Source organism: Pradoshia sp. TA40_28, assembly GCF_059694525.1.
Genome location: NZ_JCATZO010000004.1, coordinates 300,965 through 314,189, shown reverse-complemented (window position 1 = coordinate 314,189; position 13,225 = coordinate 300,965). Strand labels below are relative to the sequence as shown.

General features: G+C 33.7%; 13 protein-coding genes. 7 read left to right on the top strand and 6 right to left on the bottom strand.

All coding sequences use genetic code 11. The features are described from left to right. Window positions 1–91: 91 nt before the first annotated feature. Window positions 92–478: a ribosomal maturation YjgA family protein gene (locus tag AC58NB_RS07575; RefSeq protein ID WP_497426218.1), complete on the bottom strand. Its 387-nt coding sequence runs from the start codon at window positions 476–478 to the stop codon at window positions 92–94. 182 nt (window positions 479–660) lie between these two features. Here AC58NB_RS07575 and AC58NB_RS07570 point away from each other — a divergent pair, with 182 nt between their 5' ends. After that, the gene (locus AC58NB_RS07570) at window positions 661–1,380 is read left to right on the top strand and encodes an SGNH/GDSL hydrolase family protein (protein WP_497426217.1); all 720 of its coding nucleotides are present in this window, start codon (window positions 661–663) and stop codon (window positions 1,378–1,380) included. 148 nt (window positions 1,381–1,528) lie between these two features. On the opposite strand, the gene trhO is transcribed toward AC58NB_RS07570, so the two are convergent. Together trhO and AC58NB_RS07560 are read right to left on the bottom strand one after the other, a co-directional pair. Beyond that, window positions 1,529–2,494, bottom strand: coding sequence for an oxygen-dependent tRNA uridine(34) hydroxylase TrhO (trhO, locus tag AC58NB_RS07565; RefSeq protein ID WP_497426216.1), 966 nt, complete (start codon window positions 2,492–2,494; stop codon window positions 1,529–1,531). Window positions 2,495–2,744: 250 nt separating this feature from the next. Beyond that, a complete protein-coding gene (locus AC58NB_RS07560) occupies window positions 2,745–3,743 on the bottom strand; it encodes an acrylyl-CoA reductase family protein (protein ID WP_497426267.1) in 999 nt (332 codons plus the stop codon). A 325-nt stretch (window positions 3,744–4,068) separates the two neighbouring features. Between AC58NB_RS07560 and AC58NB_RS07555 the strand changes: the two genes are divergently transcribed. From AC58NB_RS07555 to AC58NB_RS07530, 6 genes are all read left to right on the top strand, one after another. Next, window positions 4,069–4,269: a cold-shock protein gene (locus AC58NB_RS07555; protein ID WP_049670461.1), complete on the top strand. Its 201-nt coding sequence runs from the start codon at window positions 4,069–4,071 to the stop codon at window positions 4,267–4,269. A gap of 329 nt (window positions 4,270–4,598) precedes the next feature. Continuing rightward, window positions 4,599–5,150: a 2'-5' RNA ligase family protein gene (locus tag AC58NB_RS07550; protein ID WP_497426215.1), complete on the top strand. Its 552-nt coding sequence runs from the start codon at window positions 4,599–4,601 to the stop codon at window positions 5,148–5,150. A gap of 416 nt (window positions 5,151–5,566) precedes the next feature. Next, on the top strand, window positions 5,567–5,800 hold the full coding sequence (locus AC58NB_RS07545) for an SAP domain-containing protein (protein ID WP_497426214.1): 234 nt from the start codon (window positions 5,567–5,569) through the stop codon (window positions 5,798–5,800). Window positions 5,801–6,901: 1,101 nt separating this feature from the next. Then, window positions 6,902–8,614, top strand: a complete 1,713-nt coding sequence (locus AC58NB_RS07540) for a cation diffusion facilitator family transporter (RefSeq protein WP_497426213.1) — start codon at window positions 6,902–6,904, stop codon at window positions 8,612–8,614. A 381-nt stretch (window positions 8,615–8,995) separates the two neighbouring features. Beyond that, window positions 8,996–10,162: a hypothetical protein gene (locus tag AC58NB_RS07535; protein WP_497426212.1), complete on the top strand. Its 1,167-nt coding sequence runs from the start codon at window positions 8,996–8,998 to the stop codon at window positions 10,160–10,162. Further along, complete coding sequence (locus AC58NB_RS07530) at window positions 10,162–11,268, top strand: AAA family ATPase (RefSeq protein ID WP_497426211.1); 1,107 nt, start codon at window positions 10,162–10,164, stop codon at window positions 11,266–11,268. The genes AC58NB_RS07535 and AC58NB_RS07530 overlap by 1 nt, the downstream gene beginning before the upstream one ends. A gap of 393 nt (window positions 11,269–11,661) precedes the next feature. Here AC58NB_RS07530 and AC58NB_RS07525 read toward each other — a convergent pair whose 3' ends face one another. The 3 genes from AC58NB_RS07525 to AC58NB_RS07515 all read right to left on the bottom strand — a co-directional run bounded on the left by AC58NB_RS07525 (window position 11,662) and on the right by AC58NB_RS07515 (window position 13,215). Then, window positions 11,662–12,000, bottom strand: a complete 339-nt coding sequence (locus AC58NB_RS07525) for a heme oxygenase (protein ID WP_497426210.1) — start codon at window positions 11,998–12,000, stop codon at window positions 11,662–11,664. Window positions 12,001–12,311: 311 nt separating this feature from the next. Beyond that, a complete protein-coding gene (locus AC58NB_RS07520; protein WP_497426209.1) occupies window positions 12,312–12,773 on the bottom strand; it encodes a DMT family transporter in 462 nt (153 codons plus the stop codon). Between the two features lie 13 nt (window positions 12,774–12,786). Next, window positions 12,787–13,215 carry a DMT family transporter gene (locus AC58NB_RS07515; RefSeq protein ID WP_497426208.1) on the bottom strand — a complete coding sequence of 143 codons (429 nt, stop codon included), beginning with the start codon at window positions 13,213–13,215 and terminating at the stop codon, window positions 12,787–12,789. Between the last annotated feature and the right edge of the window lie 10 nt (window positions 13,216–13,225).

Sequence of the window (13,225 nt, the reverse complement as noted above, 5' to 3'; positions counted from 1 at the left end):
ATTTCCATCTATATATAATCATATCATAAGTATTTATAGCTAAGAAGATAATAAAACTCATTATTAAGTACATCAAACTTTAAACAAGCTGTCACCTTTTTATTATCCTATCTATAAATGCTGCCATTACAATCCCCAGTGTATATCGCAATAGATCAATCCAAAGAAACCCTTTTCCGAGGATTAGGGACCCAAGGGTGGTATTTCGGATGGAATTAATCCAATCTGCTTGATACAACTGACTGAATTCAATACCAAAGCTGAATAGCAGGCTAAGAAAAAGGGCGGTTCCTATGCTTTTCTGGACGAAAATAAACCGAAAGCCAAAGTAAACCATCATCGCCCATAATGCGTCTCCGGCATGGTGAGAGATGAAAGGATGCAGAACCGGACTGTAGATTCGGGAAACCAAGCCAAGGATTATACATAAAAGAACAACAGCTACATAAAATAGTCGATTCATTTTGGTCGTATTCATACTAAACTCACTCATTTACTATTAGTTTAGTTTATTACTATATGAGGGAATATTGGTAAAAGTTTCAGTCGTTTAACATGAGCTCCTGCAGATCGTTTTATAAATATTCTTGATATAATGAAAATAACAACAAATATTATTTTTTGCAACACAGAATCTTTATACAGTTGAGGAGATAGCCTATGAAATTGATATGTTTCGGTGATAGTTTAACGCGGGGAGTATCGTATGTTAAGGGACGATTGAGAATTTTAAAAAATAATTACCCTGCCTATTTACAGAAATTTTTGTCGGAAGATCAAGTCCATCCGGAGATTGGCCATGTTGAAGTGGTGAATAAGGGAGTATTCAATGATAACTCCGACTTGCTTTTAGACAGACTTGAAAAAGATATTATTCGTGAAAAACCGACCTATGTGATTATTGGGATTGGCGGTAATGATTGTGACTTCCCGTGGAAAGAAGTTGCTGAGAAACCTAATGAAGAACACCAGGCAAAAGTACCTCTTGTACGGTATGCCAGCAATTTGAAAGAGCTCATATCCAAATTAAAGTCATGTGGAATTACTCCAATTTTAACAACCTTGCCTCCATTAGACCCGGCCCGCTATTATCAAACGGTATCCAAACGTTTCGGTACAGAAGTGAGCCATTGGATATGCAAGGCAGGAGGGATAGCCAGCTGGCACGGTATGTATAACCGAACCGTAAAAAGTATAGCAGAAGAGATGGATGTATTTCTGATTGATGTAAGAAATGCGATTAAAAGCGGAGGTCATTTAAAGGATTTAATCAGTGAAGACGGAATTCATCTCACCGAAAAAGGCTATAAAATCATGGCGGCTGAAATATATGAAAACTTGGGGAAACTATCTCCACGCAAAGTGCTACAGAAACAGTGATTTATGGCTAAGTTGGGATACGTGGGAATATCTAGGGGCGAATAGGTAGGGAACTCGTTTATTTCCATTCACAAAAGGCGCAGATTATGAGTACATACGAGCTATAACTAAATGGAGACCTTTCATCTAAAAAAGGTCTCCATCATTATTATTCAGCTGAAATTAATTCTAGTTTACGCAGTCTTTCTGCAACCTCTTCCTCAGTTAAGTTATGCTCTACAACATAACGATTGCGAGGATGTACACGGCATTCATCTGTGCAGCTGCGCATATATTTATGCTCATTTTCTTCACTGCAAAGAATCTGGTCGTTACATTCAGGGTTTGCACAATTAACGTAACGTTCACATGGTTCACCGTCGAAGTGATCTCTCCCAACGATTACATGTTCTACCTGGTTAATTGGCACTGCGATTCTTTCGTCGAATACATACATTTGTCCATCCCATAATTGACCTTGTACTTCAGGATCTTTTCCATATGTGGCAATCCCGCCATGCAGCTGGCCAACATCTTCAAATCCTTCTCTTACTAACCAGCCGGAAAACTTCTCACAACGAATTCCGCCTGTACAATAAGTTAAGACGCGTTTCCCTTCAAACATCTCTTTATTATCACGAACCCACTGAGGAAGCTCGCGGAATGTTTCGATGTCCGGTTTAATGGCACCGCGGAAATGTCCAAGTTCATATTCATAGTCATTACGTGCATCTAAAACAATAGTGTTTTCATCCTGTAAGCCTTCAAAAAATTCTTTTGGGCTTAAGTATTGTCCGGTTAGTTCGTTTGGATTAATATCATCCTCTAAAGCTAAATGAACAAGTTCAGGGCGTGGTCTTACATGCATTTTTTTAAACGCATGACCATCCGCTTCATCTATTTTAAATACAATCCCATCAAAACGAGGATCGTTTTTCATCTTGTCCATATAAGCGTTTGTTTGTTCAACCGTACCGGATACAGTACCGTTGATTCCTTCATTGGCAACGAGTATACGGCCTTTCAGGTTGATTTCCTTACAAACTGCAAGGTGTTCCGCGGCAAATGTTGCAGGGTCTTCAATTGGAGTATAGAAGTAATAAAGCAATACTCTGTATGGTTTGTTTTCTGTCATGGTTCTTACCACCTAGTTTTAATATTTGCAAGATACGTATTTAAAAGGTGATTTTCAGATACTTTTCTTACACATCCAGTTATTATAACAACTGTTAGTAAATTGTGCTAATTAAACAACTTATTTCCTTGAAAAAATAATCCGAACGCTTTGTTGTTAAAAAATGAGCAGATTAGTATGGAGGATTCTTTTCTACCTATAAAAAACCACCAATTCTTCTAGTAAAGAGAATTGGTGGTTTGTATGGAAGTTAATCCTCGAACACGACGATTGTTCTGCCTCGTGCTTCACCTTTTAATAAGAGGGGAAATACGGATGGCAGTTCATCAAGCGTCACTTCTTGCTGGATATGCTGCTCATACTGACTGAGCTTTAAATCAGAAGCTAAACGATCCCAAATCTGTTGACGTGTTTCCATTGGACATTGTACAGAATCAATTCCTAATAAATTAATTCCTCTTAAGATAAAGGGGAATACATTCGTTGGAATCTTGGTGCCGGCTGTTAGTCCACTGGCCGCAACGGATCCGCCGTATTTAATTTGACTTAAAAGGGAGGCCAATGGTTCACCGCCGACAGGGTCCACTCCAGCTGCCCATCGCTGTTTGCCCAAAGCCCGAACTTTCCCGTTATAGACTTCATCTCTTGAAATCACATTTGCAGCACCGATAGATTTTAAGTACTCTGCTTCGTGGGATTTTCCTGTGCTGGCTTCAACCGTAAATCCTAGTTTTGCTAAAAAGGAAACGGCAAAACTGCCGACACCGCCTGTAGCTCCAGTAACAATAACAGGACCTTGATCAGGTGTCACCTGATTTTCTTGCAAACGCTGAACAGATAAAGCTGCGGTAAATCCAGCTGTTCCAATGATCATGGCTTCTTTTAACGTAAGCCCTTTTGGGAGGGAGACGACCCAATCGGCAGGAATATACGCATATTCCGCATATCCGCCATCACGGGATACACCAATTTCGTAGCTGGTTGCGATTACTTCATCGCCTTCTTTAAAGCGCTTATCAGTTGAGGAAACAATAGTACCTGCGAGATCAATACCTGGTACCATCGGATAGGTTGTCACAATATTCCCATTTGGGATTGTTGCCAGGCAATCTTTATAATTCACGCCTGAATACTTTACTTTTATAAGCACTTCGCCATTTTGAGGAGTATGCAATGGTTTTTGTATAAATTTAATGGATGTATCATCCTCGTGCTTATCTACTATTAATGCTTTATAGGTTTGATTCATCATTTTTCAGCTCCTTTCTATCACTATATACCATTTTTAAATGGATATGGAACATCCTTTGTAAAAGTAATCTATAGTAATGTGTATTCATCTATTTAGGGTGAAAAGGTAAACCCTTACAAAAGATTGTTTTAAAAGTCATGATTTAATGAAAAATTTAAAAATAATTGGGGTAATTATTTGCTATTCTATCGATAACCTGTTATTATAAGGAAGAATTATTTTTGTTTGATGCGGTTGAAAGTTGAACAATTAATGTCGTCTTACGATCGAAAAGCAAGGATAGTAATACAATTGTGTGTTAGCACACTAGGAGGCAACAAACATGGAACAAGGTAAAGTAAAATGGTTTAATGCAGAAAAAGGTTTTGGATTCATCGAGCGCGAAGGTGGAGACGATGTATTCGTACACTTCTCAGCTATCCAAGGCGAAGGTTTCAAAACACTTGACGAAGGTCAAGAAGTTACATTTGAAGTAGAACAAGGTCAACGTGGACCTCAAGCTACTAACGTTCAAAAAAACTAATCTGAATCACACATAAATAAAACAGATCCTGGTTTCAGGGTCTGTTTTTCTTTTGTTTAGAGTATAGAGGATGGAACTCATTTTTCTTTAACATTCTCCATTAGCCTTTTCTAATCTATCTTCAGTAAAATAAAATGACCTCATGTTCTTTACCTTCATTTTGAATTTCTTGATTTGCGAATCCATAGTAGAGTACTTAATCGGCACTAAAAACCATTTTCTAAAAAGCGGTCTTCTCAAAGATTTTGTTTTTGTATAAGAATATGCTTAAATAAATGTGAATTTTCAGTTAGAATTATAAAACTAACAAATAATTGGAGTGAAGAAGAATGGAAGCGGAGTATTTTATAGGAATTGTTCCGCCGGAAGAATATTTAAAACGAATTGAGCATTTTCAAAGTAAATGGATTCAACAATCAGGTGTTGAACCACACATAACGTTGAAAGCGCAAGGAGGATTAACTCCAGATAAAAAATGGATAGACAAAGTACAAAAAGTGTGTGCTGCTTTCAAGCCTTTTCAGGTGTCATTAAATCGGCCAAAGTATTTTGGAGATCATATTTTATATTTGAGTGTTCACTCCAATCGTTTGAACAAATTGCATCAAGAAATCATACAAGAGATTTCACCATCAGAACACTTGATAAAACAGTATTTTGAACGTGAAGCCTTTGTACCTCACTTAACTCTGGGGAAAGAACAATACGGTGGAAACATTTCTACTGGACTCTCTAAAAAAGAACTAAAAGAAATGGAGAGATTAGCTAGCGAAGAATTGGCGCCATACCCTGATTTTGAAGTTAATTACCTTAGAGTATATGAACTAAACATGGAAAAACAAAGATATGAAAGATATTTGGATATTCATTTAAACAATTGATCTCACAGTAACGAGGTCCTTTCTTATAATTGAATAAAGTTTCCTATTCATACTTGCTAGTATGTTTTTCTAACTCTTTACTAGTTTTTTGAACCGGCCTGTTTTATGGATGAATCAGTTTAGTGTTATAGCGAAAAAGCTGATGAAGTATAATACAGTTTTAAATTAGAGTGTACCTATATCATATTAGAAGTATGCAAGTAGCAAAACCATAGGGGAAATAAAAACACCCTGCTCCAGGCGAATAGAGCAGGGTATATGAAACAGTAAAGCATAAAATAGTATAACAGTTTTAAAGGTTGATAAGATTATAACATATAATTACAGGTATGGCTATAACTATTTAAATTAGTTAATAAGTTGTTTTCGTATAAAGTAAGTACATTGATTAAAGAGAACGAGTTTTTTATAATTAAATGGATATATATGGAGGTGATATCCCGTTAACCTTGAGCTTACAAAAAAAGATAAGTGTTCAAGAGTTTAAAGATTGCTATTGGTTAAAAGAAGAATTGAAACAATTTTGCAGAGAAAATGGCTTGGCTATTTCAGGTTCAAAGATAGAGATCTCTGAACGGATTGAATGGTATTTGAAAACAGGAGAAATAAAAAAGCCGATTAGAAAAGAAAAGGCCTATACGAAACCATAAACAACAGATGAAGCTCTAAGCCTCGATACCATCATCAGAGAAAATCACCGTTGCAGTCAATAAGTTCGAAAATTTTTAAAACTGTTATTCCTACATTACCCATCCACATCCCAGAATTATTTTAAAAACCATCCATCCTATAAGGAGAAAATTCCCACTCGATTTGAATATAATTAATTCATCAGTGACTTTTTAAAGACCCTCTAATAATGAGAAAAGCTATCAAGAGACAAGAGAAGTCTGATTTTCTATTTTCTGAAATACTTGATAGCTGTATTTCTAGTTTCAGAGAAAGTAATCCTTTACAAAAAAAGTTGAAAAATTGTAAAGTTAAAATAGTAGATGATAAAGTTAGCTGTTGAAGATGAAAAGTTCCATTTTGTAGGCAAAAAATATAAAAGAAAATTTACTATTTATAATTTTATTAAGAAAAGTCATGTACCATCAACATACGAAGATATTTTATTTAATCCATATTTTGATTATTTTAATCATGAAAAATGGTTAGTTGCTACTATAAGTAAGATCTTACTTTTATGAGTTAAATTTGAAGTTAGTCAGGACACTATACTTAATATAATTGTTAAAAAATCGAAACCCAATGTAAATTAATTAGATTTAGCAAAAATATACAAGGTTAAAGCTAATACTGAGATTGGTAATATGAAATTTCATGGAAATGTGTTAACTCTACTAAAGGAAGTGAAGCTTTACATAAAAAACAGTTTTTAAATAGGATTCATCATCACTTTTTGTGATTTATCACAAAAGTGATGATGAATCTTTTTCTAAACATCTGCGATATTTGTATATGTAATACAAGCTATTTTACGAGTTTTTTCAGTCTAAAATACCTCTTAACTGCATTTTTTATATGGTTACAACCAATGTGTTTTTCCTGCATCTGGCCCGGCTGTAACTTAATAACATGCTTATGCATTATGGAGTAGCTTTTATCTTAGGATAAGAGGGTGATAAGATAGGCACTGTTTAAATATTATAAGGTATTCAATTGGAATTTACATCTATTGAAATTATAATGTGAATAAAGAATTAGAAGGGTTGATAATTATGCCTAGAGGCAAAATCTGAGGTGGAAAAATGTCAAAAGAAAATGCTGAATTGAATATTACTGAAATCGAAGTTGCAGATTCATTTGACTTTGATGAATTGGAAAATAAATTACAAAGTGAGCTAGATCTTCAACTTTCGGATTTAGATGTTTTGAAACACGAAAGAGAAAAAATCGGTAATGAAGAATACTTAGGTAATCTAATTAAGGATGTAGTTTGGGAACAATTTATAAATCAAATTGCTGCTAAGGCAGGGACGGATTTTATAAAGGAAAATAACGACCTTACATTAGATTTAAGTTACGAAGCTCATATTCAAACCACTGAAAATTTTGAAAAAGGTGAAATAGCAAAACATAATACTTATATAAACTATCAGGAACGGTACGACATTTATCAAGATAGCTTTGAAAAGAATGAGAATGGGGAAATTAAAACAAGATATGATAATAGAACCGGAACATATAAAAAGGTATTGCGACAAAATAAAAGGGATGAAAATAAAAAGATAGTAAGATATGGGGTACGACATGAGTTTGATAGAGGAAGAGATAAGGGCTCTGCCAGCGTACACAAGGATCATACTGTTTCAGTAGGAGAAATCGTTAGGGATCAAGAAGCCAATGCACATCTAAGCAGAAACGAGCAAATTACTTTCGCTAACAGTGATAAAAATCTCAATGATTTAGATTCTGCGGCAAATCAATCTAAGGGTGACAGTAGCATGAATGATTGGTTAGAAAGTGAACGTGAGAGTAAAAAGTCAGCTGAGAGATTTAACATAAATGAAGAAGAGTTGAAAGAACAAGACCGAATTGCACGCGAAGAATATGTGAAAAAAAAGCAAGAAGGTATTCGAAAATCTATAGAAGCAGGCAATCAATCGCGTAAGGAAGAAGGCTTTAGAATAACAGGAAAGGCACTTCGCACAGCAGTTATGCTGATGTTTACCGAATTTATTAAAGAAGTAATTAGCAAACTGATTAAGTGGTTGAAATTAGCTCGGAAAAGTTTGAATACACTACTTGAATATATTAAAGAAGCAATTAGTTCGTTTATTAGTAAATTGAAAACACATTTGAAGAATGCAGGAAATTCAGTATTAACAACTATTTTCACTGCTATATATGGTCCAATCGTAGCTACCATTAAGAAAGTCTGGATTTTATTAAAGCAAGGATGGAAATCTGTTAAAGAGGCCTTTAACTATCTAAAAAGCCCTGATAACAAAGACAAGCCTCTAGGTATTCGTTTGTTAGAAACCGGAAAAATTGTAATAGCAGGATTAAGTGCTGTTAGTGCAATCGTACTTGGGGAAGCGATTGAAAAAAGCTTAATGTCAATCCCTTTTCTTGCAATTGAAATACCATTATTAGGGAGTTTGGCTAATTTGATAGGATTATTCACAGGTGGTTTAACAGCAGGGATAATTGGAGCAATTGCAATAAACCTAATCGATAAGGCTGTTGAAAAAAAGCAAATAAATGATAACGTGAGTAAACACATTGAAAAAGGGAATGAAGTTTTGAATACCCAATCTCAATTAATAGCTGTGAGTAGTGAAAAACTTGCTAATACTAAAGAAACAGTATCTAATTCAATAGCTGGAAGACATGCAAAGGCTAGAGATGAAATGAATGAATCGTTGAATTCTATTTTTAATGAGGATGTATCGAATACAAAAAATAACAAGGATTCATTTGATGAAATGGAACAAATTATAAAAGGGCTTTTGGATTAAATATTGATTCAGATGAACAAAGGGAAAGTTGTCTTGAAAATTAAATCTATTTTACTGGAACTCTTGTAATTGGAACGCTTGTGATAGTTATATTAAAAGTCTGAGAAGAAAATTCTTTGAGCATGATGAAAAAACAGTAAATAAGACTAATTCGAATAATGAACTATTACATCAACAGAAAGATAATGATTATACAAGTGAATTATTAAGCGATGTAAGATAGAAGCAGTAAATTCATTATCTGAATGACATGATAATGCAGCTGAAATTATTAAAGAATCATTGCAAAGTATTGATGATAATATTGAAAAAAATAGGAATGATGATGAATTTAATTTTCTATTTAATGAACTTAAAACATTGTCTAAATAGAGGGTAAATATGAACAAACTTGTTATTCAAACGCATAATTTTGAGAAAGCTAAAAATCAGTTAAAAGAATTTTCGTTGACTAAACCTGAAGAATTGGCTTTAAAGGAAGTTGAAGTAAATGAAGGTTTATTTAACTGGTTTGACCATAAGGTAACGGGACAAGAGTTAAATGATTTAACAAATCAAATACAAGGTTACTTAATCAAATTTAATACACTAAATACTAAGTTTATTAAAGAATTTGGTGAAGTTTATAATGCTTTGGAGGCCTTAGATAAGGAATATATACAAGCAATACTTATTTCCGTTAAAGCAGCTGAGAAAGCTAGTAAAGAAGCGAAGGATGCTCAGAAAGATATTAATAAAACAATAGAAGTACAAAAGCAAACAATTACAGTCTTAAAAAAGTTTAAAGAAAAGCTTGATAAATATGAGCATCTTAAAAATGTTGATGAGGTGTGGAAAGACACCCAAAGGTTCGGTAAAGAGCTGAAATCCATTAATGAGCAGATTGAAAACATAAAACAAACTTCTGAAAAACAGGTTAATTTAATTTTACAGTTGAATCAATTTAAAGAAGAATTGAGTAAGTTTAAATATCTAGCTAATATAGATTTCCTATGGGAAGAAACTCAAGTTTCTAGGCGTAATATAAATTCATTAAATGATCAATTAAAAAACAACAATAAAGCGATTGAATCTCAAAATCTAGCAATAGGTGCATTGGAAAATTTCAAGGAAGAATTAAATAAACTTAATCACCTTTATGACATTGATCAAGTATGGGGAAATACACAAACTATCTGTGAAAATCTTAATGCTATTAACGAGCAGATTGAAGATATAAAACAGATACTTGAAGTTCAAGGTAGAAAAGTAGAATCAATAAATAAATTCATAGAAGTCGTAAGCAAGTATAAACATCTTAATGACATTGATCAATTGTGGGAGAATGTTCAAAAATCTAAATTTGAAGCTAAATCACTAAAAGGAGAAATGGATGGTCTTGAACATAGGCTATTTGAAACTAAGCAACAAATGGATGAAGATAAGATTAATTACGAAAACCAAATAAATACTTTGTTTAAGAAAACGAAAATTGCTTATGTTTTAGCTGGAAGTTCTATAGGTATTGCAATACTTCAATTTATATTGAATTTAATGGAGACTCTATAATGAGAAATAAATACGAAAATGATTTTTTAGACTTAGCTTCTAAATTAGATGCGTTACTCGGTGAACATGGAGAAATAACAAAACATGCAATAGTAATTACAGATAGTCAAGACCATCAAGCCACAATTGCCTTACTAAAAAAAATATCTGATGTAGCTGATTTGAAAAATAATATTTCTGAGATTAAATTGTTGGCAAAAACATTGAAAGACAGTTTAGTTAAATACTATGGGTACATTACAGTCTTAGATATTTGTAATAAAGAAATGATAGTTGAAGACAATCGCACTTTGCCGGAACTGTTATCTGAATTGAATGCATTAATAGGTTTAGATAATGTTAAAACAAAAGTAAATGATTTAATTGCTTATCAAAAAGTGCAGCAGATGCGCAAAGCTAAAGGTTTGACATCCACTAAAAACACTCTTCATCTAGCTTTTATGGGGAACCCGGGTACTGGAAAAACTACTGTTGCTAGAATTGTAGGAAGAATTTATAAGCAACTGGGTTTACTTTCTAAAGGGCATTTCATTGAAGTTTCTAGAACAGACTTAATAGCAGGTTATCAAGGTCAGACTGCTTTGAAAGTTAAAAAGGTAATTGAAAAGGCAAAAGGTGGCGTTTTATTTATTGATGAGGCATATAGTATAACTGAAAATGATCACAGTGATTCTTATGGTCGGGAGTGTTTAACGGAGTTAACAAAAGCCCTAGAAGATTATCGGGAAGATTTAGTCGTAATAGTAGCAGGTTATACAGAACCAATGAATAAATTTTTTGATTCTAATCCAGGGCTTAAATCTCGTTTCAATACATTTATCGAGTTTGAAGATTATACAGCTGGTGAATTGGAAGAAATTCTAATGACGATGTGTAGAGGCAACGAGTATGTTTTAAGTCAAGAAGCTAAAAAGAAAATTAGATTGGCATTAAATGATTTAGTTGAAACAAAAGACGAGAGTTTTGCCAATGGACGTCTCGTTCGGAATATATATGATGAATTGATTATGAATCACGCTAAAAGGGTCGTGAATATTGAAAATCCAAGTAAAGAAGAATTATCAATTATAATTGCTGATGATTTTAAGGCATTACAACTGAATTAAAAGGTTGATAAAAATTAAAGGTGATTCTGCTACTCATTTTAATTTTTTGTCTACGCTCAGCACACACCACATGTTGTGTGAGTATATAAATATAAGCTACACTCAGTTAATATTCATTCGTACAGATTGCATAAATAAACATGGTAACCTTCATTCAACGGACTTACTGCGTGACTAGTATCAGGTGCAAGTTATAACAAAGGATATGGATTTTGGTTTATCGGTGCGCGAGTTTGCAGCAAATTAATCGAAAATGAGTATAGTAGCAAAAGGTATGTGAAATTCAGTAAGATGCTGCAGAACACGGTTGTATGATGAAAAGATCCATCTGTATATTACAGAAAAGGTCTTTCCAATAGCTGATAAAAGCTATTGGAAAGACCTTTTTACCTATTATTTTACTGGTGCTGCTTCTTTAACGGAGGCTACTCTAAATGTAGTCTGTTGACTTCCTAGCATAGGAGAATCCGCTTTAGCCGCATCTGGTTTGCCTTCCGGACGTTGGTGTGCTTTTTTGAAAGCATCACTGTTTTTCCAGGCAAGGAAGCTTTCTTCATCTTCCCAGTACATATTAACGCTCATTTCATCGTATTCTGTTAAACCTTCTGTCAGTAATACTTCTACTTTAACAAATCCTTTAAATTTATCTAATTCGTTTCCAGAAGTAAAACGGCCAGCCATTTTTTCTGCGAAACCTGGTTTTGTTTTAATTTTGTTTTGAACAATAATCATAGAATCATTCTCCTTTTTGTTTGTTTCTGGGAATAGATCAGCGTACGCTTTGAAAATCATTCTTACATTACTATTATATACTTTCTCGAAAGATTTTGAATTTATTATGCTCTGTTTGCCGATTAAAAACTAAAGTGATGGAACGAAATGATTTTGAAATGATAAAACTGCAAATGAGCTTTCTTTATCAAAAGTTGTTACACCTGAATTTTAGGGGCTGGAAAATACCATGATTATGAGTCAACACTACTTATTACTCTAACTTTTCAGGATTTCATAAACTATGAGTCTAGATTGTAATTATTTTACATTTATTTAGTCTCATCGTGTGAGCGTTTATTTCCTTTATATATAAAATAAAGGGACATAATCATAAATAGTAATGCGAACACACGTTTACTATCTAATTCTATGACTAAGCTATTGAACCATCCAAAATGATCAATCATTACACCGATTACAAGCTGACCAGCTATACCAGCAATATTAGTTGCGATAACTCCAATTCTAGGAACTGCCATGACAGTTAAAAGTAAATACATCGTGCCTAAAAATGCTGCACTCAATTGCCATTTTGGTGCTTCTAAAAGTGCAAGCACATTTCCGCTGCCAAAAAATAAAATGAAAATGGTAAGGAACATAGTCCCAGTTAGAAATGTCAAAAATGTTGTTTCAATTGTTCCTGCTTTTCGACTAAATGTACCATTGATAGATGATTGTGCGCTTAATGTGATACCGCCAATCATTGTAAATAAAATCATAAATACGCCCATAATTATGTACCCCCTAGTTGATTAATATTAGTGCAATAATCATTGAAATAACTGCAAAAATCTTTTCTTTATTCATTCTAGTTTTTTTACTACCTAGCCATCCAAAATGTTCAATCACCATACTCATGACTAATTGTCCGATAATTACAGCAACCATTGTTATACCAACACCAACGAATGGGACACTTACAACAATGGAAGTTAAATAAACAACACCCAAGACACCTCCAAGTAATGACCATTTGGGTGCTTCAAATGTATAGGACAGCCGTCCTTTTCCAAAAAATATCCATAATAGTCCCATAATAATTGAACCCATAAAGAAGTTATAAAAACTTGTTTCTATTTGTCCAATTGATTTTCCTAATTCAGCATATATAGCTCCTTCAAAGCTAAGTGCTGCTCCAGCCAATAGAGCTAGTATATAAGATATAAAGCGCATAGAAAGTATC

Excerpts from the sequence above, each read along its gene's own strand:
- AC58NB_RS07575 (WP_497426218.1), bottom strand. The coding sequence starts at position 478 with ATGAATACGACCAAAATGAATCGACTATTTTATGTAGCTGTTGTTCTT.
- AC58NB_RS07570 (WP_497426217.1), top strand. The coding sequence starts at position 661 with ATGAAATTGATATGTTTCGGTGATAGTTTAACGCGGGGAGTATCGTAT.
- trhO (WP_497426216.1), bottom strand. The coding sequence starts at position 2,494 with ATGACAGAAAACAAACCATACAGAGTATTGCTTTATTACTTCTATACT.
- AC58NB_RS07560 (WP_497426267.1), bottom strand. The coding sequence starts at position 3,743 with ATGAATCAAACCTATAAAGCATTAATAGTAGATAAGCACGAGGATGAT.
- AC58NB_RS07555 (WP_049670461.1), top strand. The coding sequence starts at position 4,069 with ATGGAACAAGGTAAAGTAAAATGGTTTAATGCAGAAAAAGGTTTTGGA.
- AC58NB_RS07550 (WP_497426215.1), top strand. The coding sequence starts at position 4,599 with ATGGAAGCGGAGTATTTTATAGGAATTGTTCCGCCGGAAGAATATTTA.
- AC58NB_RS07545 (WP_497426214.1), top strand. The coding sequence starts at position 5,567 with ATGGATATATATGGAGGTGATATCCCGTTAACCTTGAGCTTACAAAAA.
- AC58NB_RS07540 (WP_497426213.1), top strand. The coding sequence starts at position 6,902 with ATGTCAAAAGAAAATGCTGAATTGAATATTACTGAAATCGAAGTTGCA.
- AC58NB_RS07535 (WP_497426212.1), top strand. The coding sequence starts at position 8,996 with ATGAACAAACTTGTTATTCAAACGCATAATTTTGAGAAAGCTAAAAAT.
- AC58NB_RS07530 (WP_497426211.1), top strand. The coding sequence starts at position 10,162 with ATGAGAAATAAATACGAAAATGATTTTTTAGACTTAGCTTCTAAATTA.
- AC58NB_RS07525 (WP_497426210.1), bottom strand. The coding sequence starts at position 12,000 with ATGATTATTGTTCAAAACAAAATTAAAACAAAACCAGGTTTCGCAGAA.
- AC58NB_RS07520 (WP_497426209.1), bottom strand. The coding sequence starts at position 12,773 with ATGGGCGTATTTATGATTTTATTTACAATGATTGGCGGTATCACATTA.
- AC58NB_RS07515 (WP_497426208.1), bottom strand. The coding sequence starts at position 13,215 with ATGCGCTTTATATCTTATATACTAGCTCTATTGGCTGGAGCAGCACTT.